This window comes from Noviherbaspirillum autotrophicum (genome assembly GCF_000818395.1).
Lineage (GTDB): Bacteria > Pseudomonadota > Gammaproteobacteria > Burkholderiales > Burkholderiaceae_D > Noviherbaspirillum > Noviherbaspirillum autotrophicum.
In genome coordinates this window covers 4,103,523-4,128,718 of sequence record NZ_JWJG01000028.1, presented here as the reverse complement: position 1 = coordinate 4,128,718, position 25,196 = coordinate 4,103,523, and the positions used below count along the sequence as shown (strand labels likewise).

The following is a 25,196-nucleotide window of genomic DNA, read 5'->3' as shown; positions in this document are numbered from 1 at the left end:
ATAAGTAAGGATTTTATGAAAACAATCTCCTTTGCTCGAGGCTTTCTGTTGATGGCACTGTTCGGTACATTCAACGCATTGTTGCCGACGACGAATAACATGTTCATTTCCCGGGCTCATGCTGCTCCGGTTACCGTTCCGGCAGATTTTGCAGACTTGGCTGAACGAACGGGGCCGGCTGTGGTAAACATCCGCACTACGGAGCGAGTCAGGCAGGGGCAGGGCATGCCGGGCGGCGAGGATGAGGAGATGCAGGAATTCTTTCGTCGCTTTTTTGGCATACCCATGCCACGGCAACAGCAGCCAGACCGCACACCGCGTAATCGCCGCCAAGCGCCCCAGTCGCAGGAGGAAGAAGTGCCGCGCGGAGTCGGGTCGGGCTTTATTATTTCTGCGGATGGCTTTGTCCTGACTAACGCGCATGTAGTGGAGGGCGCGGACGAAGTCTATGTCACCCTTACGGACAAGCGCGAATTCAAGGCGAAAATTATCGGGGTCGACAAGCGGACTGATGTGGCTGTGGTCAAGATCGATGGCAAAGATCTTCCGCGTTTGATCATGGGGGATCCGAGCAAGTTGCGCGTCGGTGAATGGGTTATTGCGATCGGCTCGCCGTTTGGCCTCGATAATACGGTCACTGCCGGTATTATCTCGGCCAAGGCGCGGGATACCGGCGAATATTTGCCTTTGATTCAGACTGATGTCGCGGTTAATCCTGGAAATTCGGGCGGCCCCTTAATCAATATGCGTGGAGAGGTTATCGGTATTAATTCGCAGATCTATAGCCGCTCGGGCGGCTACATGGGGATTTCATTCGCAGTCCCGATCGACGAGGCGGTGCGTGTGGCGGATCAGTTGCGCACTACCGGCAAAGTTACTCGCGGCCGAATTGGCGTTCAGATCGGCGAAGTTACCAAGGATGTCGCGGAATCTCTCGGATTGGCGCGTGCCCAAGGAGCGCTCATCCAGCGCGTCGAACCCGGTGGTCCAGCTGAAAAAGGTGGACTGGAGGCGGGGGACATTATTCTCAAGTACAACGGTGCGCCGATTGAAAAATCGACTGATTTGCCTAGGCTGGTGGGTGCGACGAAACCCGGCACCCGGGTAGCGTTGACCATTTGGCGCAAAGGCGCAAGCCGGGATATCACGTTGACTGTCGCCGAACTCGAGCCGGAAAAATTGGCGAAGAAAGAGGAGCGTCAGTCCAAGCCTGATCAAACCGCCAATGCACTCGGGCTGATCGTCAGCGATTTGTCCGAGGCGCAGAAGAAAGAGCTCAAGATCGAAGGCGGCGTCATTGTGGATGAATCGGATGGCGCTGCCGCGCGTGTCGGACTGCGTTCCGGTGACATCATCCTGCGTTTGAACAATACTGATGTGAAGGATGCCAAGCAGTTCAACGCTCTGGTTGCGAAACTCGATCCTAAAAAGACGGCCGTCTTGCTTGTGCGGCGCGGCGAGGCATCGCAGTTTGTTCCAATTCGGCCCAGCAACGGACGGTGAACGATTAATTTCTGGCAGATCTCCGATTGGTCGTCGGTCGGAGATCTTTCTTGCCGGTTTGCCGAAAGAGCCAATGAATTCCCCCATGCATTTCGTTCTTTACTCCAGGTCCTACTGCCATCTTTGCGATGACATGCTGGAAGCGCTGCAAGCGTTGAGCGGTGAATATCCCTTTACGGTTGAGGTCATCGATATTGATAGTGATAACGAGCTGGTTGCCCAGTTTGACGAACTGGTGCCAGTGTTATTCGGTCAAAAAAAGGGAGCAAATAGCGTACAGTTATGTAATTATTTTCTCGATGAAGGGAAAGTCAGAGGGTTTCTGGCACAAAGCTAAACCGCTTGGGCCAGTTCCATATCCTGAACAGCAAGGTTGCCTGCGCATTATCCTGCGCTGAAAATGGCGTATCGTCACTTTGCACTCCGATTGGAAACGGCATTTCGAGCCGATTTTCAGTGAAATCGACTCTGTATTCCCTGATGTTATGGGCTTTAGCCCCGGAAATCCGGTAAAATGCCGACTATCGAACAACCTTCAGCTCTAAGGCGCTCGCTTGGGGAATCTGCCCCGCTCAGAGCGCTTTTTTTGTGTGCATCTTAGTTAATGGACAACATCCGCAATTTTTCCATCATTGCCCATATTGATCACGGCAAATCAACGCTCGCCGATCGCATCATTCAACTGTGTGGCGGCCTTTCCGACCGAGAGATGGAAGCGCAAGTCCTAGACTCGATGGATCTGGAACGCGAGCGCGGCATCACAATCAAGGCACAAACTGCAGCACTCAGCTACAAGGCGCGGGACGGCAAGGTCTACAACCTGAATTTGATTGATACTCCCGGCCACGTTGACTTCAGCTACGAAGTGAGCAGGTCGTTGTCGGCCTGCGAAGGCGCATTGCTGGTCGTCGACGCTTCGCAGGGCGTGGAGGCCCAGACGGTTGCTAACTGTTATACGGCGCTCGATTTGAATGTCGAGGTCGTTCCGGTGCTAAACAAGATTGACTTGCCTTCTGCTAACCCCGACAACGCAATCGCCGAGATCGAAGATGTAATTGGCATCGAAGCAAGCGACGCAGTACGCTGCTCCGCAAAAACTGGTCTCGGTGTCGAGGACGTGCTGGAGGCATTGATCGCTAAGGTGCCGCCGCCAAAAGGTAATCCCGACGCGTTGCTACAGGCGTTGATCATCGATTCCTGGTTCGATAATTACGTTGGTGTCGTGATGCTGGTCCGGGTCGTGAATGGGACCTTGCGCCCGAAGGATAAGATATCCTTGATGGCCACTGGCGCTCAATATCTGACCGAGAGCGTTGGCGTATTTACGCCGAAATCGCAAGCGCGCGAATCGCTGTCTGCAGGGCAGGTGGGTTTTGTGATTGCCGGTATCAAGGAATTGAAGGCGGCGCGCGTGGGTGACACGATTACGTTGGCGGGCAAACCGGCCGCGCAACCGCTGCCCGGTTTCAAGGAAGTACAGCCACAGGTGTTCGCCGGTCTGTTTCCGGTCGAGGCGAACCAGTACGATGCGTTGCGCGAGTCCCTGGAGAAACTGAAGCTGAACGATGCTGCGCTGCAATATGAGCCGGAAGTGTCGCAGGCGCTCGGTTTCGGCTTCCGCTGTGGCTTCCTCGGTTTGCTGCACATGGAGATCGTCCAGGAACGGCTTGAGCGCGAGTTCGACATGGACTTGATTACCACTGCACCAACGGTGATCTATGAAGTGGCACTGCGCGACGGCACCATCTTGATGGTGGATAATCCGTCCAAGATGCCGGACCCTTCCAAAATCGAGGAAATCCGCGAGCCGATCGTCACGGTCAATCTTTATATGCCACAGGAATACGTGGGTTCGGTCATCACGTTATGTACTCAGAAGCGCGGCGTGCAGATCAACATGGCCTACCATGGCAAGCAGGTAATGCTGACTTATGAAATGCCGATGGCGGAAATCGTGCTTGATTTCTTCGACAAGCTCAAATCCACATCGCGCGGTTATGCGTCAATGGATTACGAGTTCAAGGAGTATCGCGCTGCCGATGTGGTGAAGGTCGACATGTTGATCAATGGCGATAAGGTCGATGCCTTGGCTATCATCGTGCATCGTTCTAGCAGCCAGTACCGTGGCCGCGCCGTGGCGGCCAAGATGCGTGAACTGATCCCGCGCCAAATGTTCGATGTCGCGATCCAAGCGGCGATCGGCTCCAACATCATTGCGCGTGAAAACGTCAAGGCAATGCGTAAGAACGTCCTGGCCAAATGCTACGGTGGCGATATTTCCCGCAAGCGCAAGCTGCTCGAAAAGCAGAAGGCGGGCAAGAAGCGCATGAAACAGGTTGGTTCGGTGGAGGTGCCGCAAGAGGCATTCTTGGCGATTTTACAAGTGGAAGATAAATGAGTTTGCAAGCAATCTTGGGTAATTTTGCGTTAATCCTGTTCATCCTCACTATTGTCACCGGCGTCATCTGGGCTCTCGACGTCTTCCACTTCGCCAAGCAACGACGCGCCAAGGCCGACGCTGCGCTGGCTGAATTCGACGCGCGCCAGGCAAAGTTTCAGCAGGAAGGTGTTAAGACCGACAACAGCAGTCGTGCACGGCTGGAATCTGAAATCCTCAAGCAGCCGACCTGGATTGAGTACTCGGGCAGCTTTTTCCCGGTCATTGCGCTCGTATTTGTCCTGCGGTCCTTCCTGTACGAGCCGTTCAAGATTCCGTCCAGCTCGATGGTGCCGACGCTGGTGATCGGCGATCTGATTCTCGTGAATAAGTACACCTACGGAATTCGCCTGCCGATCCTCAACAAGAAAATTATTGAAATCAACAATCCTCAGCGCGGCGATGTCATGGTCTTCAAATATCCGAAAGATCCATCGCTGGATTACATCAAGCGCGTAATTGGCGTGCCGGGTGATAAAATTGTCTATAGAAACAAGCGCTTAACAGTGAACGGTAAAGAGGTTTCTTATGCGCCTTTGCCGGACTACCTGGATGAAGAGCATTTGACGTATTCCAAGCAATACGTGGAAAAACTGCCCGGAGCGACGCACCGGATTCTGAATGACGAACGCGCACCGGCCTATGTTCAAAACCCAGATCCATTTCCGATGCACGAGCTATGCAGCTACAATTTGGAAGGATTTGCGTGCTCGGTCCCAGCTGGACATTACTTCATGATGGGAGATAATCGGGATAACAGTCTCGATAGCCGGTATTGGGGATTTGTGCCGGATGGAAATATTGTCGGAAAGGCATTTTTTGTCTGGATGAACCTGGGTGACTTCAGGCGCATAGGCAGTTTTAAATAATTAAAATGAGGGAGGTCACATGAAGCTTCGATTAGCAACTCAAATCAAGCAAAACGGTCTTTCTTTAGTCGGCTTTATGTTCGTAACCGCCATCATCGCGGTATTGGTCGTGCTGGGAATGAAGGTGGTTCCCACATTGATTGAATATACGGCAATCAAAAAGGCAATGACGAACGCTGCGGCCAATGCAACCAGCGCGCGGGATATTCAACTTTCTTTCGATAAACAGCGTGAAGCTGGATATATTGAATCGATCAGCGGTAGCGATCTGGAGATTACGAAATCGGCTGACGGATTCGATGTCAGCGTTGCATATGAAAAACGAATTGGCCTGATTGGCCCGACTAGCCTGGTTATCGATTATGTGGCTAGCACGGGCGGCAAGCCAGCGCAGAAAACGGCGCAATAAAGAACAAGCGAACAAATGGATCTAAAGTTATTGCAGGACCGTCTAGGCCACACATTCAAGGATGCTGCGCTGCTGCAGCAAGCCTTGACGCACCGTAGCCATAGCAGCCTGCATAACGAACGGCTCGAATTTCTCGGTGATTCGGTGCTTAATTGCGTTGTTGCATCTCTTTTGTTTGAACGCTACAACAAGATTGATGAAGGCGATTTGTCACGCTTGCGCGCAAACCTCGTCAAACAGCAATCTTTGTATGAAATTGCGCAACGGCTCGAACTGTTCCATTTCCTCCGGTTGGGCGAGGGTGAATTGAAGTCCGGCGGCTTTCGCCGCCCATCCATTCTTGCCGATACGCTTGAGGCATTGCTTGGGGCCATTTTCCTGGATGCCGGCTTCAATGCAGCGCGTGATGTGATCCGCTCGCTCTATATTCCGATCCTCGACACTGTAGATCCAAAGACACTGGGCAAGGATGCAAAGACCCTGCTGCAGGAATTCCTGCAAGGTAAAAAATTAGCGTTGCCTCAATACAATGTTGTTGCTACCCATGGTGCTGCCCATAATCAGGAATTCGAGATCGAGTGCCTAGTCCCGAAGCTTGACATTCAGGTGTTTGGAACGGGCGGAAGTCGGCGGGCAGGCGAGCAGGCTGCCGCAAAACTGGCTCTGGAAGCAGTGCAGAGCGCCTTGCTGAAAACGACTGCATCCGGGCGCAAGCCACGGCCCAAGGCTTCACAACTCAAACTGGCCGGCATCGCGACCATCCAGCCCGATGCGCCGGTCGAGGACGAACCGAAAAAGAGTGCGAAGGCCGTCAAGGCAGACGCCAAGCAGGCCAAGCTTGATTTGAAGGCGGATGGAAAGATCCCCAAACCGGAAGTGAGGTTCGAAAGCAAACTCGACACTCCCGCCGTTCAACCCGAATCAGGCACTACCGAAGGAGCAACTGCTCCGGCAACTCCCACCCAATCAAAGACTGCATGACATTACCCGCCGCTCCCACTGACTTTCGATGCGGCTATATCGCGATCGTCGGTCGACCCAACGTCGGAAAGTCGACGTTAATGAATGCGCTCATCGGTGCGAAGGTCAGCATTACATCGCGCAAGGCACAAACTACCCGGCATCGGATCACCGGTATCCAGACCAAGGAAAACGCGCAATTCGTCTATGTTGATACGCCCGGCTTTCAGACCCGGCACGCCAATGCGCTCAACAAGACGCTGAACCGCACGGTCACCAATACGTTGACGGCAGCCGACGTGATCCTGTTTGTGGTCGAAGCCGGCACCTTCGGCCCGGCCGACAAGCAGGTGCTCGGCCTGCTTCCGAAGAACGTTCCTTGCATCCTGATTATTAACAAATCGGACCGCATCAAGGAAAAGGCGGAGATGTTTCCGTTCGCTCAGCAGGTGGCTGCGGCGCACGATTTTGCCGCAGTTATTCCCGTGTCGGCCAAGCAGCGCTATCAGCTGGATGTGCTTGAAGGAGAAATCCAAAAGCATCTTCCAATCAATGCACCGATGTTCGATGAGGATGACATCACCGATCGCAGCGAGAAGTTCCTGGCTGCCGAGATCGTGCGGGAAAAGGTCTTCCGCTTTGTCGGTGATGAGTTACCCTACACTAGTACCGTCGTGATTGAGAAGTTCGAGGAAGAAGGCCGGCTGCGCAGGATTTTCGCCGCTATCCTGGTCGATCGCGATAGCCACAAGGCCATGGTGATCGGTCAGAAAGGGGCGAAACTCAAGGATATTTCCACTCAAGCGCGCCTCGACATGGAAAAGCTGTTTGGTGGTCCGGTATATCTGGAAATCTGGGTCAAGGTAAAGTCGGGCTGGGCCGATAATGAAGCCGGTCTGCGTGCATACGGCTACGAGTAGACCTTATATCGGATGACAAGTGACACTGTCGACGAGGAGCCGTATCCCACGCGGCCATCGACGACGCGATTGGATGCATCACACTGTATGACCCCGGAATCAAGTCAGCCCGACGATGCATTGCGTGAAGTAAGGCCGGCGCCGCCGCAATCCGATAACGCCACCAAATCACGCGCGCCTTCGTCCAATGGGGGGCGCACCAAACCTCCTGATCGGGACACCCGGGTCATCGGCCAGCCGGCATTTGTGCTGCATGGCTATCCATACAAGGAAACCAGCCTGATCGTCGATGTCTTTTCACGCGACTATGGGCGCGTTGCCTTGATCGCTAAGGGCGCCAAGAGGCCGCATTCCAAGCTGCGCGGAGTACTGCAGACCTTTCAGCCCTTATCCATGGGCTGGAGCGGTAAAGCGGAGGTGCGCACGCTGACCCAGGCAGAGTGGATCGGCGGCTTGCTGCCGCTTGAAAAATCGGCGCTGCTGTGCGGTTTCTATCTCAACGAGTTGCTGGTTAAGTTGCTGGCGCGTGACGATCCTCATCCTGCACTATTCGACCACTACATTGCCACCCTCAACGAACTAGCGCACGACGAGCCGGCACCCATCGTGCTGCGGAAATTTGAACGCGCATTGTTGAAGGAAACCGGCGTGGGCGGCAACTTCACCCAATGCGTCGCAACCGGACAGCCGGTCGAAGAGAGCAAAATCTACGTGGTCGATCCCGAACGTGGCCCGCGACCGGCGCATCCGGCCGATACGGCGCCGCGCGTGTCCGGCAAGACCTTGCTCGACATGGAGCGCGAGGATTACACCGACAGCACCACGCAGGCGCAGAGCAAGTTCTTGATGCGCTTTCTGCTTGCGCACCATTTAGGCGGAGCACCGCTCAACACACGCCAGATTCTGATAGATTTGATGCAGTTATAAAACCACGATTACCCGCCATGAGCCTCCTGCACCCCACTAGCCCCGTCATTGATCTCGGCGTTAATATCGATCACGTTGCAACGCTGCGAAACGCGCGTGGAACCGTCTACCCAGACCCGGTGCAGGCCGCCTTGCTGGCGGAGGAAGCCGGCGCCGATGCAATCACCCTGCATCTGCGCGAAGATCGCCGCCACATCAAGGATGCGGATGTCGAAGCGATCCGCCCGCAATTGCGTACCCGCATGAATCTCGAAGCGGCCGTGACGCCCGAAATGATCGATTTTGCCTGCCGCATCAAGCCGCAGGACGTCTGTCTGGTGCCGGAGCGGCGCAATGAAGTGACGACAGAAGGCGGCTTGGACGTGGCGCGGCAGTTCCCGACCATACAGGCTGCGGTCCGGCAGCTGCAGGCCGCCGGCATCCGGGTCAGCCTGTTCATCGATGCGGATCCGGTTCAGATCAAGGCATCCGCGGAAACCGGCGCGCCTGTCATTGAGATTCACACGGGACGCTATGCTGATGCGCGTACGGAAAGCGAACAGCAGCACGAGTTGGCACGGGTGCATGCCGGCATTCTGGAAGGCATAGGGCTGGGCCTGAAGGTGAACGCAGGACATGGATTGCATTACACCAATGTGCAGGCAATTGCAGCCATTCCAGAGATTGCCGAGCTCAATATCGGTCATGCCATTGTCGCGCAAGCCGTGTTCATTGGCTGGCAAAACGCGATCAAGGAAATGAAGGCCATCATGGTCGCAGCGCGCCTGGGCATTCACAAAAAATGATCTACGGTATCGGCACCGACATCATTCAGATATCTCGGGTGGAAGCGGCATTGGCGCGCAACGGCGAGCGCTTTGCCGAAAAAATCCTCGGGCCCGAGGAGCTGGAAAAATACCGGCGTCGCAAGGCAAAGGTGGAAGCCCGCGGAATCCGTTTTCTGGCAACGCGCTTTGCCGCGAAAGAAGCATTTTCGAAGGCAATCGGGCTGGGAATGCGCATGCCGATGACTTGGCGTGCAATGCAGACCTTGAACGCCGCAAGCGGCAAGCCGGTTGCGGTGACCAGTGGCGCGCTGAAGGAATTTATGGAACAGAATGGCTTGACCGCCCAGGTGTCGATAACCGATGAAGCCGAATACGCGGTCGCCTTCGTGATAGTGGAGAAAAAATGAAAGCACATTCCAATACCGGCCTCGGCCCAGTCATGCTCGACGTCGTCGGCACCTCGCTCAAAGACGACGATATTCGACGCATCCAGCATCCGCTGACGGGCGGCGTCATCCTGTTCGCACGCAATTACCAGAACCGCCAGCAACTGTGCGAACTGACAGCAGCGATTCACGAGGCGCGCCCGGGTGTGCTGATTGCCGTCGACCATGAGGGCGGGCGCGTGCAACGCTTCAAGACGGATGGCTTCACCAAGTTGCCGGCAATGCGCCGGCTAGGCGAACTGTGGGAACGCGACGTGCTGGAAGCAACGCGGGCGGCGACCGACGTTGGCTTTGTGCTGGCAGCGGAGTTGCGTGCGTGCGGCGTCGACTTGTCATTTACACCGGTGCTCGACCTCGATCATGGACAATCCGGCGTGATCGGCGACCGCGCGTTCCACCGCGATGCACGGGTGGTGACCCTGCTGGCAAAGAGCCTCAATCATGGCCTGGCCCTGGCAGGTATGGCGAATTGCGGCAAGCATTTTCCCGGGCATGGGTTTGCGGAAGCGGATTCCCATTTCGCCATCCCCGTGGACGAACGCAATCTCAAGGAGATCCTGGGCGATGACGCTGCGCCCTACGGCTGGCTTGGCCTCGGTTTGGCTGCGGTTATGCCGGCGCACGTGATTTATCCGAAAGTCGACAAGAGCCCGGCCGGTTTTTCGAAGAAGTGGCTATCCATCCTGCGCAAGGATATGGGTTTCGAAGGCGTCATCTTCAGTGACGACCTCAGCATGGAAGGCGCGAGCGTCGCCGGCGGCGTGGTGGATGGTGCCAATGCAGCGCTTTCCGCCGGGTGCGACATGGTCTTGATCTGCAACTCTCCTGACAAGGCGGACGAATTGCTGGATGGGTTGAAGGTGAAGCCCAATGCTGCGACCAAGGCCTCTGCGGCACGTCTTGCGGCATTGGTGCCGCAAGGCTCTGCTCTTGGCTGGGATGCGTTGCAGCAGGACGCTCGCTACCGCGCCGCCAAGCAAACTGCGCAAGAACTCGTTTCCGCTTAATGGTTGTATCGCCCGATGCCGGACGTTGCCGCTCCTGACCCACGCGAAGTTGTTCTTGAGACTGTCGCCAAGCTGCCGCATCTGCCCGGCGTATATCGTTACTTCGACGCGGACAATACGCTGCTATACGTGGGAAAGGCGCGTGATCTCAAGAAGCGCGTTTCCAGTTACTTTCAGAAGACGCTGACCAGCCCACGCATTGCGATGATGGTGGAGCGTATCGCGCGCCTGGAAACGACGGTTACGCGCAGCGAGGCGGAAGCGCTTCTGCTTGAAAACAACCTGATCAAGACGCTGCAGCCGCGCTTCAACATCCTGTTCCGGGATGATAAGTCGTATCCCTATCTGAAGATCACCGGGCAGGATGTGCCGCGCATGGCGTATTACCGCGGCGCCGTCGACAAGAAGAACCAGTATTTCGGTCCTTTCCCCAGCGCCTGGGCGGTCAAGGAGTCGATGCAGATCCTGCAGAAGGTGTTTAGGCTGAGGACGTGCGAGGATTCGGTGTTCGCCAATCGCACACGTCCTTGCCTGCTGCACCAGATCCAGCGGTGCAGCGCACCCTGTGTGAACGCGATCAGCCGTGAAGACTATGCATCCGATGTCGACAATGCCGCCAGGTTTTTGCGCGGCCGGCAGACCGAAGTGCTGGAGGAGCTGGAAAGGAAAATGCATGCATTTGCTGCCGAACTCAAGTTCGAGCAAGCGGCAGCGGTGCGCAACCAGATCAGCGCGCTGTCGCGCGTCCTGCACCAGCAAACGATGGAAACGGTCGGCGATGCGGACATCGATATCATTGCCGTTGTCGTGCAGGGCGGCAGGGCATGCGTGAATCTGGCAATGGTGCGCGGCGGCCGCCACTTGGGCGACCGTGCATATTTCCCTGCCCACGTCGACAGCGCGCTTGCCGCTGACGGCGACGCGGCCGATGCTGAAGTCTTGAAGGCGTTCCTGGCGCAGCATTACATCGACAAGTTCATTCCGCCGACGCTGATTCTGAATGTCGAATTCGACGAGCCGGCACTGATGATGGCACTGGCCGAACAGTGCGGCCATCGCATCAATCTGGTGTTCCAGCCGCAAGGGCAGCGCCGGCAATGGCTGGAAATGGCACATAAAGGCGCGGGAATCGCACTGGCGCGCCTGCTCTCGGAACAAGGGTCGCAGCAAGCGCGTACGCGCGCCCTGGTCGATGCGCTCGGCCTGGATGTGTCCGATATCGACAACCTGCGCATTGAATGCTTTGACATCAGCCATACGCAAGGCGAAGCGACCCAGGCATCGTGCGTGGTGTTTCACCATCATGCAATGCAGAACGGCGAATACCGGCGTTACAACATCGCCGGCATTACACCCGGTGACGATTACGCGGCAATGCGCCAGGTGCTGACGCGGCGTTACGAGAAAGTTGCCAACGGCGAGGGCGTGATGCCCGATGTGGTGCTGATCGACGGCGGCAAAGGGCAGGTCGAGATGGCGCGGCAGGTATTCAGTGAATTGGGGCTCGATGTCGGGCTGATTGTCGGCGTCGCAAAGGGGGAGGGACGTAAGGTCGGCCTGGAAACGCTGGTATTCGCCGATGAACGTCCGCCGCAGGAATTGGGCAAGGAATCGGCGGCACTGATGCTGATTGCGCAAATTCGCGACGAGGCGCATCGTTTTGCCATTACTGGCATGCGCGCCAAGCGCGCAAAAGCGCGGCAGACGTCGCGGCTGGAGGAAATCGAGGGCGTCGGTGCGAAGCGGCGACAAAAGCTATTGGCGCGATTCGGTGGCTTGCGCGGAGTCGCCGACGCCAGCGTGGAAGAACTGGCCTCTGTGGACGGTATATCGCGCCAGCTTGCGGAAGAAATCTATCGACAGTTGCATTAATTCAGCAGCATGAAGCGGCACATTGCGGTTCAGGCAAGTTCCACGCGATAATCGTGCTTATTCTCCGGTGCCGACCTATGCCTTTTAATATTCCCATCCTGCTTACCTGGTTGCGTGTGGCGCTTATCCCGCTGGTGGTAGGCGTGTTTTACCTGCCTGACGCCTGGTTGTCGCCCCTGTCGAAGGGCGTCGCTTCCAGTGCCATATTCATTGTCGCTGCAGTAACCGACTGGTTCGATGGATTTCTGGCGCGCCGCTGGAACGAGACATCCGCTTTCGGCGCTTTTCTTGATCCTGTTGCCGATAAGTTGATGGTCGCTGGTGCGCTGCTGGTGCTGGTGGAATTCGAGCGTGTCAATGCGGTCATTGCTTTCATCATCATTGGTCGTGAGATCGCCATTTCCGCCTTGCGTGAATGGATGGCGCAGATCGGGGCGGCGCGGTCGGTCGCGGTCAGCTCGATCGGGAAGATCAAAACTACGGCACAGATGATCGCGATTCCGATGCTGCTCTTTAACGATACCTTGTTCGGTGTGCTCGACACCCGGTATTGGGGAGCGTGGTTGTTGGTGATTGCTGCAGTACTGACTGTCTGGTCGATGTTCTATTACCTTAAAAAGGCGTGGCCATTGATCAAGGAAAGATCGGGCCGCTTAGATTAGGAAGTTCTTGGCGCTTGACAAAAAACGGAAAACCTCTATAATGCTTGTCTGTTGTGAACGCGGGAGTAGCTCAGTTGGTAGAGCGCAACCTTGCCAAGGTTGAGGTCGAGAGTTCGAGACTCTTCTCCCGCTCCAGAATTCGGAAAGGAAGCTAGCCGGCTTCCTTTTTTTATTCTAGGGTGAGAGCCTAGTAAAAATGCTGCCCCTAAGTTACATGGGCGCAAAGTTGCAAGTTTTAATGCGGGAGTAGCTCAGTTGGTAGAGCGCAACCTTGCCAAGGTTGAGGTCGAGAGTTCGAGACTCTTCTCCCGCTCCAGATTTTCAGGGGAGCTTTTCTGGCTCCCCTTGTTTTGCAGACGCGTATGCTGCAACAGCAGTTTAAGTTTGCAGTTACAATAAGCTTCCGCGGCGGGGTAGCAAAGTGGTTATGCAGCGGCCTGCAAAGCCGTCTACGCCGGTTCGATTCCGACCCCCGCCTCCAGTTTTCTAATAAAAGCGCCGCGTGCGCTTTTTTCGCTTGTGCGCCTGCTAAGCTTGGCGCAAGCTGCCCGAGTGGTGAAATTGGTAGACACAGCTGACTTAAAAGACTGGGTATTTACATCCGTGTCTATTCTGCGATGCCCCATAACCGCGCGCCAATGCTGCCTTTTAGGTAGTGGCCTATAAACTGCAGTGCAGGGTGCTTTCCAAAAACTTTCCAAATCTCAATCAACCGACGCCGACTTTTCCATGTGCTGTGTCCCGTTAAGCGCATAGCGAGGGTTCGGGTGTGCGCAAACAAGGACGAAAATTTAGTCCTATTTTGCGAACATCAGAGAAGGGGTTTGTGAAGCAGGAAGCGTGTTTGTCTGGTGCGGCCAGCCGGAATCGAACCGGCACGCTCTTACGAGCGAGGGATTTTCGTACCAACTACGGCTTTCGCCGCCGGCCATGCCGTTTGTGGTCTGGACTATACCTTCACCATTGCTGTTGCATTAGGTGCCCGCCGTCTAGTCTCTACACCTGCCCACTTCCGTGGGATTGGCTCGGTATTACCAGGTTAAAGGTTTCACCGAATTTGACGGGTTCTACTCCCGGCGTTTCCACCGGGGCACTCAAATTTTCTATTCAAGTCCCTTGCGTCTACCTGTTCCGCCATGGCCGCGGACGTAGAGCGCGCAATTTTAGCAGTTAGGACATATTCTCGATAGTGGCTCGGCGTGATACGGGGACTGTTTAGCACGACCTGCTATTTGCACCAGAGCCAACCGGACTGGGGATGGGCGCCCCGGTTTTCGCGGTGTAGGCTTCCCGCACCCGCATGAAAATGATCCGAATTGCCGCAATCACGGGTACTGATAAAAAAATTCCCGCAATCCCAGCGATCTGGTCGCCGGCCAGCAATCCGATGATCACCAGCAGCGGCGCAACTTCAACTCCTTCGCTCATCAGATAGGGAGCGAGAACATAATCCTGCAACCCGCGGTACGCCAGGATAAAGAAGAGTACCCAAAGCAAATGTTCAAACCCGCCAAATCCGAGTACCGCCAGGAGCACCCCGATCGCTGCCAATGGCCCCACAAACGGAATAAATTCCAGAAGCGCTGCTGTTCCGCCCAAGAGCAGAGCGTAGGGGGCTCCCATGAGGGATAAGGCAGCGCTGTAGCTAATGAAGGTGGCCAACGACAGCAGCAGGAGGGCGCGCACAAAGCCAGCCAACAGCAGATCCAGGTCGCCCGTAATGCGTCCCCACAGCTTGCTTTGCGAACGATCGAGCAGCATCAGGAAATTCTGGCGCATCGCCGGTCCTTCCTTGATCAGCATAAAGCTGAGAATCGGGATCAGAATCAGGTAGATCAGGTTGCTGGCGATATGCAGCACGCTAACTCCCAGGCGTTTGGCAAAGGGAACAGCCTGGCCCGCTCCCGCTTGCACCTGTTCCGTCACAAAAGCAACCATCTTATGGCGCTGCGGTTCGAGAAACCTTGGTAAGGGGATGCGTTCCGAGACGTTGGCGACGTCGAGAAGTTTGGGCAAGTCCTGGCTCAGGCGCACCGCTTCATCAGCGATCCGACTCCCAAACACAGCTCCAGATACACCAGCGAGCGCAATCAAAAACAGGAACACCATCGCAACGACGGCGGTTCGAGGAATGAGGCGGGGCTTGTAGCGCTCCCCGATTTGGACCAGCGGGTAAACCACGTAGGCGAAAAAGATCGAAAGCACCACGATCAACAGGGTGGCCCGAACCATGTAGAGTAGGTACAACACCGCAGCCAACAGGAATACGGTCCATGCGGCCTTCGCCGCGCGGGTATCAATGCCAAGCATACATCCTCCAATTATGGTCAAGTCAGGACAACCGCAGATGGAGTCACCATCATGCCTTCTTTTGTCATGATTGCCGGTGTGCCGGCAGCATCCTTGGATGGATATTTTCTCTAGTGTGACCTCATGCTTCTCTGAAGCAATTGGAGCAAAAGCCACGCGCGATGGTCGATTTAATCGAAGGCGGACAACCTCTTCCGGACTGCCGTCATTAAAGAGAAAGTGCCTAGCTAGCTGCAGACTGGAAATAGTTCGGATGCCAATTACCGGTTGTACAGCCTTACTCCACTGACATGCCTGCTAAAGGCAGGTGCTATTTGGCGATGGGCTCAGCGCCTTCCGCATGGCACATCTTCCCCATGAATATGGGATTGCACACGCGTGCGGCCTCCGGAAAATAACGACCTGCGCAAAAAACGGGACGTGCATGGCGAATTTCGACACTTTCATTTCACAGCTAGATGCATCCGGCGTTCACATCGTCGGTCGTGACGAGTTAATCACCTCTGCAGCAATGTCAGCCGACTGGCCAGCGGTGGTAACGGAGATCGTCACCAAGAGCCGCAAGAGCGGTGTTTCCTTTCTTCGCCGGGCCGCCGACAGCCCGTCCGATCACCAGATCGAGCACCTGCTGCAGGAGTTCCCGTTTTCATTTAATCAGCGGCGCATGGTGCTGCAGAATATCCTCGTCCGTCCTTAAGGGATCGAGGAAAAATCGCGCTTTCCGACGCAAGTGACCTGCTACCCAAGATTAGTACGGCAATGATGTAGAGTCTGCCCCTTGGAAGGCAGGTATGAAAAAGCGATTCACCGAAGAACAATTGATCGGCATATTCTTAAAGAAGCCGAAGCGGGAATGAAGGTGGCGGAACTGTGCCGCAAGTACGGCATCAGCGACGCAACGTTATACAACTGGAAGGGCAAGTGCCTGATTGTGGCCGGCTTCCTGGGCAAGCCCGTTTTTGCATTCTGATGTGCGACTATGACGAGCTAGCCGATATCCTGGCGGGACGCCATTTCGTCGCACTCGCATGTCTCGTGCTCGCTAAAGGTCCTGCAATGCTGGGCCAAGGTTCATAACACCTCCTGGGGGGCGTGATTGCTAAGCTGTTGGTGAGGCGTGGTTGGCTTTGTTGTGCACCTGGTCAAATGCCTCTACACTGAACAGCTTCGACGTCGTGGAGGATAAGGTATGTCATTAAAAAATTTGATGGTTCACCTGGATCAAAGCGAGCGTACTTCTTGCCGTCTGGATTTGGCCGTATCGCTTGCTCGCACGCATCAGGCACGTCTGATTGGCGTGTTTGGGCAGTTGGCGCAATCGCAAAGCGTGGGTGTGGTGTCCTCTTGGCCGACACCGGAATACGCCGCCGCCGCACAAGCCAGCAAGGCTGCATTTGAGGCCGCCACGGCTGGCTTGCCGCGCGTCGAATGGCATGACATTAATCGCGGCAGTGAAGCTGAATTGGTGCGGTGGGTCACCGATTGGGCGCGCCACGCCGATCTGGTCATCATGGGGCAGCATGACGATAAGGCCGGGCCGTGTGTTCCTGCCGATCTGACTGAAGAAGTCGTGCTGAATGCCGGTCGTCCTGTGCTGATTATTCCTTATATTGGCAAATACACTGAAATCGGCAGGCGCCCACTCGTTGCATGGAGCAATGTGCGTGAGGCGGCCCGCGCGCTCAACGACGCGCTGCCGTTGATGGAAGGCTGCGAAAAGACTACCGTCATATCGTTTGCCCCGAATGCGGAAGAGGCGCGTAGCGCATGCGATAACGTCATTCGCCATCTTGCCTGTCATGGCATTCAAGCCCAATCGCAAGTCATGCTGGTTACCGACATCGGCATCATGGACATGCTGCTCAACGCAACCACGGACCTCGCAACGGACTTGCTCGTCATGGGAGCGCATGGGCATGTCGGATTGCCGTTTATGAGTCGCGGCGCCGGAACCCGCTACATACTCCGGCACATGACCGTGCCGGTGCTGATGTCCAATTAAGTGTTCGGATTGCATCGGGAGCCAAAGCAATTTGCCTAAAGGGGCAGGCGCCCGAGGACTCTCCATGCTGCGGGGCAGCCAAGGGAATTTGCGGGGCGAAGCAGGTCCGGCGTGCGTTCGACTTCCCGTTATGTATAGGTAAGGCCGGTGACAATCACCGGCAAGAACTTCGGTACTATCTGCGCGGCCTTGGTCGTTTGCGCCGTGCACGCTCGCGGTGGCTGCTTTTGCGCCCACGCAATCATCCGGCGCGCGTAGGCGCAAAGGCGGCATCCGCGTGCCGTGCCGACTTAAACTGTCTGGCAAATCCGCGCCCGACAATGGCGGCTGGCCGCCGCCATCGCCGTCAGAATCATGCAAGGCATATCTGCACGATGCCTTAGCCCAGCAGGAAGACGCCAGCAAGTCACCGATTCAGGCTATCCATCATCTCTGCATACCCAGATGGCTCGGCTTCATGGATGAGAGCACGCACACGATCGGCAGCATAGGGCGGCGCCTTGATGGCCGAGACTGCAGGAAGCTCGTTCGAGAGCCGGGCTTGCCTGCGCCACTGGACCAGGCCTTCCCAGCGGCCGAGTGCCGTCATCCAGCCGATCGCGAGGTTGCCCAATCCCTCCCGGCCCAGCAATGGCTTGAGCAGCGGGGCGGCCAGGCCGCGCGCGATCACCATCGGTGGCAGGCCGTGCTTGACGTACAGAGCGCCGGTACCACGTTCGCGCTGCCGGGCATCGCGGCGATCGGCGGCCGTATTGCCCGGCTCCTTGAGCGGATGATGGACGACCGCCGCCGGACGAAACTCGAGCACCGCACCGGCGTGCAGCGCACGCATCACGAAGTCGGTCTCCTCGGCCGCGCCGAACCACTGCCCGATGCCCAGCCGTGGATCGAAACCGCCGATGCGGTCAAACAGGCTGCGCCGAAAGAAGAGCATGAACGACACCGCCAGCCGATCCCGAAAGACGTGATAGCGCGCCCATGTGAAGCGATGCGGCAGGGTGGCCGGCTCGCGCCATTCGGACCACCGCGCCACCAACCCGGAGAGGTCCCCGGCCGCCGTGAAAGCGCTGGCCAATCGCTCCAGCATGTTCGGTTCGTACCAGCAATCGTCATCCGGGAAACCCACCCATGCCCCCTGCGCATGATGCAGACCGATATTTCTGGCGACCGACAGATTCGGCACGTCGTGCCTGACATGCTGCAGCCGTATTCCAGCCGCACGGGCACGCTCTAGGTAGGGCATTATCCGCGCATCCGGATTCTGGTCCACCACGACGACCTCGAAATTCCGGAACGACTGTGCGGCCAATGACTGGAACAGCAGTTCCAGCTCGGTGGTTCTGCCATAGGTACACAAGATGAGGGACAAGGAAAAGGGCGTTGGCATGAGACTCCTTGTTATCGAAGGTATCGGGTCGGTCGCGGGCACATGGAAAAACTGGCGCGATGGCGCTATGTCGCTCCTGCGCGGATCGCGCGGCGGTGCCGGACCAGATAGCGCAGATAGTGCATGCTGCGGGCGGCCATCCCCTGGTCGGTGAACGCCAGTCGCACTTGCAGCGCCTCCTGCATGGCGGCCAGCCACTCGCGCGTCGTCAGGCTGCCGTCATGCTCGCGCATCGCGGCCAACGGGATATCGAGCTGCAGCGGCTGCGCGAGCCGGGCCAGACGCAGCCACAGCTCGTAATCCATCGCATACTTCAATTCGGCATTGAAGCGGCCTGCCCGCGCGAACAAGCGGCGGCGCACGAAGGTGGACGGATGCGGAATGAAATTGGCGCGCACGAGCGCCTCGTAGGTAAATCGCGGCGCGACGAAATTCTCCTGTTGGAGAATGCCATGCTTGACTGGCATCGCGCGGCCAAAAAGCCACTCATTTCCGCTGGTTTCGAGCTGTCGCGCGACCATCGACAACACATCGGGACGAACGTAGAAATCGTCGGAGTGCAGGTGCGCGATGATGTCGCCGCGCGCGGCCTCCAGGCCAGCGTTCATCGCGCGGCTTATCCCGCCGCCCACATTTTCGAGCAGGCGGTACGGCCGCGGCACCGCGCGTATGCGCTCCAGTGTGCCGTCGGTGGAGCCGCCGTCGACGAAGATGCATTCGAAGTCCTGGCAGTCCTGCATCAATACCGACGCGATGGACTCATCGATCCAGGGCATGCTGTTCCAGGTACAGGTGATGATCGAGAATGTCAGTGACATGACTCAGGCTCTTGCAGGTTGGGGTGCAGACGAAAGGGTGAGCAGGCGGTGACGGTGATCGAGGCGTCTATCGAGACACTTATGGGGCCGCCTTTTCAGTGGCGCGCAGAGGCCGGCGGCGTTTTTTCCAGTCTGTGTAAATCCTGTCCCAGGTTTCCGATCTGGGCGTATCGAGCAAGGGCGGACGCAGATCCGCCGGCACCATGTGGCCATCCCGGAAATGCCCGCACAGTCGGCAAAGATTGCGACTGAGTTCCTGCATGTCGTCATCGTCGGCTGGAAGGCTCCGGTATCCCTGCTGCCCGCGCAGCAGCCGGTCGATGCCGCCGGCCACCGCGCACTGGTAATAACCGGTGGGCGCCAAACCCATGCCGCACTCTTCCATGATGGAGCAGCCATTCACGTAATCGACCGAACGAAATGCGGGATCGTCTATCGGCGCGAGGTTGAACGGCCCGAACATGGGCTGGATTCTCTGGCCATCCTTGCCGGAATTCTCGATCGTCACATCGCCGGGAATCGTTTCGAGAACCGCTTGCACGGCCTTGCCAAAGCCATTGCTGACAACCTGGATGTCGCAACGTGGAGCGAACTGCCGGTAGCGGCGCAATGCCTCGATGATCATGCCAAATTGCGGATGCAAGGTTGGCTCGCCGCCGAGCAGGCGGATCACGCGCCAGCGCTTTCCCTGTGCGATGGAGTCGCGCACAAAATCCTCGATCATCCCGACCGTCATGTGGGTCTTTTCAGGCGCCTGCGTGATGGAACGGTTGCAGTTGTTGCAGCGCAGGTTGCAGACATAGGTGATGTCAATCTCGATCGCATCCCGGCTGCGCACATACTGCGGACCAAGCAGGCGGCTCGCAGCAGGCATGATGCGTAACGTTCGATAGCGGCGGCGCACGCCATACCAGAGGCGGCGCAAAGGAAGCAATGCAGCGTGCAGAAAAGACACAGCTCTCTTCGTGTAAGTCGCCATCGGCCCCCCTTGAATGCTTACGCGGTTTTAATCAGCACCAGGGAGAAGTCTGTTTTGAAAGCCCGCCGAAGCACTTGAGAATGACTAAAAGTCAGTCGAATCGCTCCGGTTTTCTCAGTCTTGATTCATGTTTCGTCTGTATGTGCTCCTATGCCCAGACAATGGGAAATAGACGCCCAAGCTTCAATCCCATCGTTTTTGGGGGGCATAAGGCAGGGCAATGTACACGTCGTCATTTGGAGTCACGACGATTTTCCTACCGTAGAACGGCGACGAAGCGGCAAACTCCGCCCTTGTCTTCACGGCTTCGCTTGTCAATGCTCACCAATCGAATCAAGCTCCGCGGTCACTACAAGAGAAGAGGCGGCACTGCGAGAAGAAATTCGGCAAATGTACAAAAAAATGGGGTGAGGCCAGTGGCGGTGGCTAACGAAGGATCCGTACTCAATGTCGTGACGCTGGATGATGGCGCCAAAATTCCGGTTTTCAACCGCACGTTGGGGATCAATGAATTTGACCTGATGCGCGCCAGCGATGGCACGTTGGGTATCCGCAAAAAAGCTGGCCTGTCGACAGAAACCGTTCCCGATATCGTCGCCGCGATTGGCAATCCTCAGTCCGTCAGTAGTCAGGCTGCGGCAGGTAAATAACGCTTCGAAAATTATTCGGCGCATGCGGCATGCATTTGCATTCATGTGCATGAAAAACGGGGGCAGGCCTTGCAATCGCACACACTGGATTGCGAGACCTGCCCCCGTTTTTCGTGCGACATGATCCCGATTGCGTTCGATCTCAGAAATCGGTAACGACTTGCAACGCTCGCTCCACATCCGCACGATTCACATCAAGATGCGTCACCCAACGGATGCGTTTCATTGCACGCTCGCTGGCGCGGAAATAGCCGCCGGTGACACGCACGTCGTTGTCGGCGAGATGCCGCAAAAACGCATCCGCGATATCGGCGTCGACATCGAGAAAAACAATATTGGTCTGCGCCGCATGTGCGGTGGCGCGGCCTTTCAGTTTTGCGTGGGACGAGGCGGCCATGGTCAGTCCGTCGGCCAGCAGGCGTGCGTTGGCGTGGTCTTCCGCAAGACGATGCACGTGATGTTGCAACGCATGGATTCCCGCTGCAGCGAGCATGCCGGCCTGACGCATGCCGCCGCCCAGCATCTTGCGGATACGCCGCGCCTGCTTAATGAAATCACGCGAGCCGAGCAGCAACGATCCCACAGGCGCGCCCAGCCCCTTCGACAGGCACAGCGATACCGAATCGTAGGATTGCGCCAGTTCGCGCGCCTTTTGCACCGGATCGCCGCCGTCAGCCAGTGCCACTGCCGCATTGAACAGTCGCGCGCCGTCGATATGCGTGCGCAAGCCGTGGCGCTGCGCCAATGCGCTGACGTCGCGCATATAGGCGAGAGGCAGCGGCTTGCCGCCAGTAGTGTTTTCCATGACAACCAGGCGCGTTTTTGCGAAATGCGGATCATCAACCTTGATCGCGCCTTCGATGTCGGCTAGCGCGATGGTGCCGTCCGGTTGGTGCTCCAGCGGCTGCGGCTGAATCGACCCGAGCACCGCCATGCCGCCCGCTTCCCAGCGATAGGTATGCCACATCTGGCCGACAATCGCCTCGTCGCCGCGCTGGCAATGCGTCATCAGTGCGATCAGGTTGGTTTGCGTGCCGCTCGGCGCGAACAGCGCCGCCTCGAAGCCCAGCATCTGTGCGCCCAGTTCCTGCAAGCGGTTGACGCTGGGATCGTCACCGAACACATCGTCGCCCAGCGGCGCCTCCAGCATTGCCTGTTTCATCGCCGGTGTCGGTTGGGTGACGGTGTCGCTGCGAAAGTCGGTCATGGTTTACCTTGGTAAAAAGATCGGGGACATTATCGAGCTTTTATGCGGGCGATGCTTTATCTCGGTGTGAATCGCCACCGGTTTCGTAGATACTTTTGAATCTCCCGATATATGCAAGTGCATCGCTGCTATCAGAGTCCGGCTAAGCCCGCTTCGTGGCGAGGCAGTGTAAATACGCACCAAAGACTCTGCTGTAAAAATGTCAGCCTAACAGAACGTGCCATATTCAATTATTCGTACGCAGGAAATAGTCTGCCTGCCAGAGAATGAGTTGGCTCCGTGCTTTTAACAGAGCTTCCGCCAATAGCTGACGCATGCTTACCCTATAGACAGCATCACGGAAGAGGGCGCTCAGCCGCTCTATCCATAATAAGGCCAGTAGATTTATCGATTCATGCGGGGGTAATTCAGGAATCCGGGGCCTTTGGGGCAGGGGGCAATGGCCTCTGAAATGAGAGTTTCGTCGTCATCAGATAGGATCGCTTAGACAGTTCATATTTCCACCTGGGTGCCTAGCTCGATGACACGGTTAGGTGGAATTCGGAAGTAGTCCGCAGCGTCTCTGGCGTTCCTTGCCATCGCCGAGTAAAACCCTTCCCGCCATTGAGCCATCCCTCCTCCTGTCGTCGCCAAGACATTGTGGCGTGCAATAAAAAACGACGTCTGCATGGGGTCGACTTCCAAACCTGATTTCTCGCATAGTCGTAATGCGACCGGTATGTCGCGCTCGTCCTTGAAGCCGTAACGGACATTGACCTGATAGCACGCGTGCCCCAATGATTCCACCTCGATGCGCTTGTCGTCAGGAATGTGAGGAACATCGGTTGAAATAACTGTGAGAAAAATAACGCGTTCATGCAATACCTTGTTGTGCAGGAGATTGTGCAACAAGGCATGCGGGACGCCATCGCCTTCCGGGCGGAAATAGATCGCCGTTCCCTCCACGCGATGTGGCGGGGCGACAAAGAGCGATATCAAAAAATCTTTCACCGGAATGAAGTGCTTCTTGATGTTCTCAAAGACCAGTTCCCTTCCTTTTCTCCACGTGAGCATGGTGGTAACCATGGCCGCACTTATCACCAAGGGGAACCAGCCGCCATGAAGAATCTTCAAGCTCGTCGAGGAGAACAGTGCGATGTCGATAGTAAGGAAGAAGCCGGTGGTGACAACGCATACCAGCAACGGGTAATGCCATATATGCCGAATCACGATGAACATCAACAGCGTTGTTGTCAGCATGGTAGCGGTCGCGGCGATGCCATAGGCCGAGGCGAGGTGGGATGATGAGCCGAAGCCAACGACAGCCAAAACAACGGCCGCCAGCTGCAGCCAGTTCACCAGGGGAATGTAAATCTGCCCCATCTCGCTCTCGGATGTATGAGAGATACTCATGCGGGGAAGAAAACCTAACGCGATGGCTTGCTGCGTCACGGAGAAAGCGCCCGAGATGGTCGCTTGGGAAGCAATGACTGTCGCCATTGTGGAAAGAGCGACAAGTGGGATGACACTCCATGGACCCAGTTGCTGGAAGAATGGATTAGACGCCGCTTCGGGGTTGGAAAGAAGCAGCGCTCCTTGTCCAAGGTAATTCAGGCAGAGGGCCGGAAAAACAACTGCAAACCATGCAAGGCGAACCGATTTCCTCCCGAAATGGCCCATGTCCGCATACAGCGCCTCGGCTCCGGTCATCGACAGTACGATGGCCCCAAGCGCCAGAAACGCGAACCACCGGTTATGGACCAGAAAGGTCGCGGCGTGCGCCGGATTGAATGCGGCGAGAATGGCAGGGTTCTGAACGATGTTCAAAACACCCATCACGGCAAGTGCCATGAACCAGACAAGGACGATGGGGCCAAACCACTTTCCAATGCCCCCAGTGCCACGCGACTGGACCGCGTAGAGCGCAATCAAAACCACAAGGGTCAATGGGATAACGTACGGCTTGAATGCCGGAGTTGCGACCTCCAACCCTTCAATTGCAGAGAGGACTGAAATCGCAGGGGTAATTACTCCATCACCGAAAAAAAGCCCCGCCCCAATCATTCCAAGCACCATCACCGGATAATGCAAGCGCGATCGCGAAGAAACTGCGGATAGTGCCAAGGCTGTTAGCGCCATGATTCCGCCTTCCCCCCGGTTGTCGGCGCGCAAGACAAGTGTCACGTACTTGAATGAGATGACGATAATGAGGCCCCACAGAATCAACGAGACCACACCGAGGAGGTTGGCTGGATTGAGAACAAGACCATGTGCCGGGGAAAACACCTCTTTCATGGTGTACAGGGGGCTAGTGCCGATGTCACCGTAGACGACCCCGATGGCGGCGAGAGTAAGTGTAGCGATGCTGTTTTTCTTGGCGGTCGACGTCAAAATTTCACCTTCTTTTTGTTGCTAGGATGATGCCGCATGCGTCTCTCAGTAGCCATGCCGGCATAGCTGAATTGCGTTGGCTGGCAGCTCCCTTTGGATATCGCTGCGCAGCAGGTATGTTTCCCTGACATTGGCACAACGATATTGTATGGCGCGCAATAGGAGCGTGCATCCAGTTATTCGAAGGAAAAAAGAAGCAAGAGAAAAGCAGGAATCAAGTTTTGTGCCAGCCTTTGCCAAGGCATTCACCCTAAGTCGGTGGGGACTGCCGGCCACCGACTTAGGAAGCAAGACAAACAGTGCCGACGGCAGCAAGCTCGCCGGGGGCTTGCTAGCAGAAACAGCAGCAGGATCTGGTATTGGGCTGCGTCGAGCGCGGCGATGCCTGCCAGTATTTGACCGGTCATGGTGCCGGGCAAGGTAATGATGCCGGCCGCCGCCATTTGGTTCGTTATCGGAATCATGCCCCTGCGTACTTCATTGCGGGTCGGCCGCGCGAGCGCTTCCCGCCGCGACGCGCCTAACGCACGTTGCGCTTCGATTTCTGCACGTTCTTGGACGACGGAGCCGAAAAACGTGTCCAGTCCGAGGCTGACGGAATTCAATACGCTGCCGAGCACAATTCCCAATATCGTCAGCGCATAGTGCGGGTCGTACCAGGGTGAGGGGCAAGAAGGTGGATATGTAGTCGTTC

At 56.5% G+C, this 25,196-nt stretch carries 23 protein-coding genes, 3 tRNA genes and 1 pseudogene; 20 read left to right on the top strand and 7 right to left on the bottom strand.

Features of this window, described 5'->3' with window-relative positions:
- The first annotated feature begins 15 nt into the window (after positions 1-15).
- The 16 genes from TSA66_RS20450 (at position 16) to TSA66_RS20375 (ending at position 13,260) form a co-directional block, all read left to right on the top strand.
- The gene (locus TSA66_RS20450; protein ID WP_084199786.1) at positions 16-1,503 is read left to right on the top strand and encodes a DegQ family serine endoprotease; all 1,488 of its coding nucleotides are present in this window, start codon (positions 16-18) and stop codon (positions 1,501-1,503) included.
- Positions 1,504-1,588: 85 nt separating this feature from the next.
- The gene (locus tag TSA66_RS20445) at positions 1,589-1,840 is read left to right on the top strand and encodes a glutaredoxin family protein (protein WP_040042814.1); all 252 of its coding nucleotides are present in this window, start codon (positions 1,589-1,591) and stop codon (positions 1,838-1,840) included.
- A gap of 267 nt (positions 1,841-2,107) precedes the next feature.
- Complete coding sequence (gene lepA / locus TSA66_RS20440; protein ID WP_040041343.1) at positions 2,108-3,901, top strand: translation elongation factor 4; 1,794 nt, start codon at positions 2,108-2,110, stop codon at positions 3,899-3,901.
- Positions 3,898-4,809, top strand: a complete 912-nt coding sequence (gene lepB / locus TSA66_RS20435; RefSeq protein WP_040041342.1) for a signal peptidase I — start codon at positions 3,898-3,900, stop codon at positions 4,807-4,809. The genes lepA and lepB overlap by 4 nt, the downstream gene beginning before the upstream one ends.
- A 19-nt stretch (positions 4,810-4,828) precedes the next feature.
- Positions 4,829-5,218 (top strand): DUF4845 domain-containing protein, encoded by a 390-nt coding sequence (locus TSA66_RS20430; RefSeq protein WP_040041341.1) that lies wholly within the window; start codon positions 4,829-4,831, stop codon positions 5,216-5,218.
- 15 nt (positions 5,219-5,233) lie between these two features.
- A complete protein-coding gene (rnc, locus tag TSA66_RS20425) occupies positions 5,234-6,199 on the top strand; it encodes a ribonuclease III (RefSeq protein WP_040041340.1) in 966 nt (321 codons plus the stop codon).
- Positions 6,196-7,098: a GTPase Era gene (gene era / locus TSA66_RS20420; protein ID WP_040041339.1), complete on the top strand. Its 903-nt coding sequence runs from the start codon at positions 6,196-6,198 to the stop codon at positions 7,096-7,098. The genes rnc and era overlap by 4 nt, the downstream gene beginning before the upstream one ends.
- 87 nt (positions 7,099-7,185) lie before the next feature.
- Positions 7,186-8,025, top strand: a complete 840-nt coding sequence (gene recO / locus TSA66_RS20415) for a DNA repair protein RecO (RefSeq protein ID WP_040041338.1) — start codon at positions 7,186-7,188, stop codon at positions 8,023-8,025.
- 17 nt (positions 8,026-8,042) lie between these two features.
- On the top strand, positions 8,043-8,810 hold the full coding sequence (gene pdxJ / locus TSA66_RS20410) for a pyridoxine 5'-phosphate synthase (protein WP_040041337.1): 768 nt from the start codon (positions 8,043-8,045) through the stop codon (positions 8,808-8,810).
- Entirely contained in the window at positions 8,807-9,199 is a 393-nt protein-coding gene (acpS, locus tag TSA66_RS20405) for a holo-ACP synthase (RefSeq protein WP_040041336.1), read from the top strand. The genes pdxJ and acpS overlap by 4 nt, the downstream gene beginning before the upstream one ends.
- Positions 9,196-10,245 carry a beta-N-acetylhexosaminidase gene (gene nagZ, locus TSA66_RS20400; protein ID WP_040041335.1) on the top strand — a complete coding sequence of 350 codons (1,050 nt, stop codon included), beginning with the start codon at positions 9,196-9,198 and terminating at the stop codon, positions 10,243-10,245. The genes acpS and nagZ overlap by 4 nt, the downstream gene beginning before the upstream one ends.
- Positions 10,246-10,260: 15 nt before the next feature.
- Positions 10,261-12,117, top strand: a complete 1,857-nt coding sequence (gene uvrC, locus TSA66_RS20395; protein ID WP_040041334.1) for an excinuclease ABC subunit UvrC — start codon at positions 10,261-10,263, stop codon at positions 12,115-12,117.
- A gap of 77 nt (positions 12,118-12,194) precedes the next feature.
- Complete coding sequence (gene pgsA, locus TSA66_RS20390; protein WP_040041333.1) at positions 12,195-12,779, top strand: CDP-diacylglycerol--glycerol-3-phosphate 3-phosphatidyltransferase; 585 nt, start codon at positions 12,195-12,197, stop codon at positions 12,777-12,779.
- A gap of 59 nt (positions 12,780-12,838) precedes the next feature.
- Positions 12,839-12,914: transfer RNA gene (locus TSA66_RS20385), tRNA-Gly, on the top strand.
- 105 nt (positions 12,915-13,019) lie between these two features.
- Positions 13,020-13,095: transfer RNA gene (locus tag TSA66_RS20380), tRNA-Gly, on the top strand.
- Between the two features lie 91 nt (positions 13,096-13,186).
- A tRNA-Cys gene (locus tag TSA66_RS20375) sits at positions 13,187-13,260 on the top strand.
- 734 nt (positions 13,261-13,994) lie between these two features.
- On the opposite strand, the gene TSA66_RS20365 is transcribed toward TSA66_RS20375, so the two are convergent.
- Complete coding sequence (locus TSA66_RS20365; RefSeq protein WP_052452475.1) at positions 13,995-15,089, bottom strand: AI-2E family transporter; 1,095 nt, start codon at positions 15,087-15,089, stop codon at positions 13,995-13,997.
- Positions 15,090-15,513: 424 nt separating this feature from the next.
- Here TSA66_RS20365 and TSA66_RS20360 point away from each other — a divergent pair, with 424 nt between their 5' ends.
- The 3 genes and pseudogenes from TSA66_RS20360 to TSA66_RS20350 all read left to right on the top strand — a co-directional run bounded on the left by TSA66_RS20360 (position 15,514) and on the right by TSA66_RS20350 (position 17,091).
- The gene (locus TSA66_RS20360) at positions 15,514-15,786 is read left to right on the top strand and encodes a hypothetical protein (protein WP_040041332.1); all 273 of its coding nucleotides are present in this window, start codon (positions 15,514-15,516) and stop codon (positions 15,784-15,786) included.
- A gap of 94 nt (positions 15,787-15,880) precedes the next feature.
- Positions 15,881-16,011: pseudogene (locus tag TSA66_RS20355) on the top strand (transposase); the annotation flags it as partial.
- 267 nt (positions 16,012-16,278) lie between these two features.
- Positions 16,279-17,091: a universal stress protein gene (locus tag TSA66_RS20350; protein ID WP_040041331.1), complete on the top strand. Its 813-nt coding sequence runs from the start codon at positions 16,279-16,281 to the stop codon at positions 17,089-17,091.
- 406 nt (positions 17,092-17,497) lie between these two features.
- Here TSA66_RS20350 and TSA66_RS25800 read toward each other — a convergent pair whose 3' ends face one another.
- From TSA66_RS25800 to TSA66_RS20335, 3 genes are all read right to left on the bottom strand, one after another.
- Entirely contained in the window at positions 17,498-18,478 is a 981-nt protein-coding gene (locus TSA66_RS25800) for a glycosyltransferase family 2 protein (protein WP_052452473.1), read from the bottom strand.
- A 65-nt stretch (positions 18,479-18,543) separates the two neighbouring features.
- A complete protein-coding gene (locus TSA66_RS20340) occupies positions 18,544-19,296 on the bottom strand; it encodes a glycosyltransferase family 2 protein (protein WP_052452472.1) in 753 nt (250 codons plus the stop codon).
- 79 nt (positions 19,297-19,375) lie between these two features.
- Positions 19,376-20,170: a radical SAM protein gene (locus tag TSA66_RS20335; protein WP_157691737.1), complete on the bottom strand. Its 795-nt coding sequence runs from the start codon at positions 20,168-20,170 to the stop codon at positions 19,376-19,378.
- A 422-nt stretch (positions 20,171-20,592) separates the two neighbouring features.
- On the opposite strand from TSA66_RS20335, the gene TSA66_RS20330 reads away from it, so the two are divergent.
- Entirely contained in the window at positions 20,593-20,925 is a 333-nt protein-coding gene (locus tag TSA66_RS20330) for a hypothetical protein (protein WP_157691736.1), read from the top strand.
- A 142-nt stretch (positions 20,926-21,067) separates the two neighbouring features.
- Here the strand turns inward: TSA66_RS20330 and ltaE are convergent, their stop codons facing one another.
- From ltaE to TSA66_RS26370, 3 genes are all read right to left on the bottom strand, one after another.
- Positions 21,068-22,132: a low-specificity L-threonine aldolase gene (gene ltaE / locus TSA66_RS20325; RefSeq protein ID WP_040041329.1), complete on the bottom strand. Its 1,065-nt coding sequence runs from the start codon at positions 22,130-22,132 to the stop codon at positions 21,068-21,070.
- A 492-nt stretch (positions 22,133-22,624) separates the two neighbouring features.
- On the bottom strand, positions 22,625-24,502 hold the full coding sequence (locus tag TSA66_RS20320) for a potassium transporter Kup (RefSeq protein ID WP_040041328.1): 1,878 nt from the start codon (positions 24,500-24,502) through the stop codon (positions 22,625-22,627).
- Positions 24,503-24,747: 245 nt separating this feature from the next.
- Entirely contained in the window at positions 24,748-25,122 is a 375-nt protein-coding gene (locus tag TSA66_RS26370; protein ID WP_232429581.1) for an ABC transporter permease, read from the bottom strand.
- Positions 25,123-25,196: the final 74 nt, after the last annotated feature.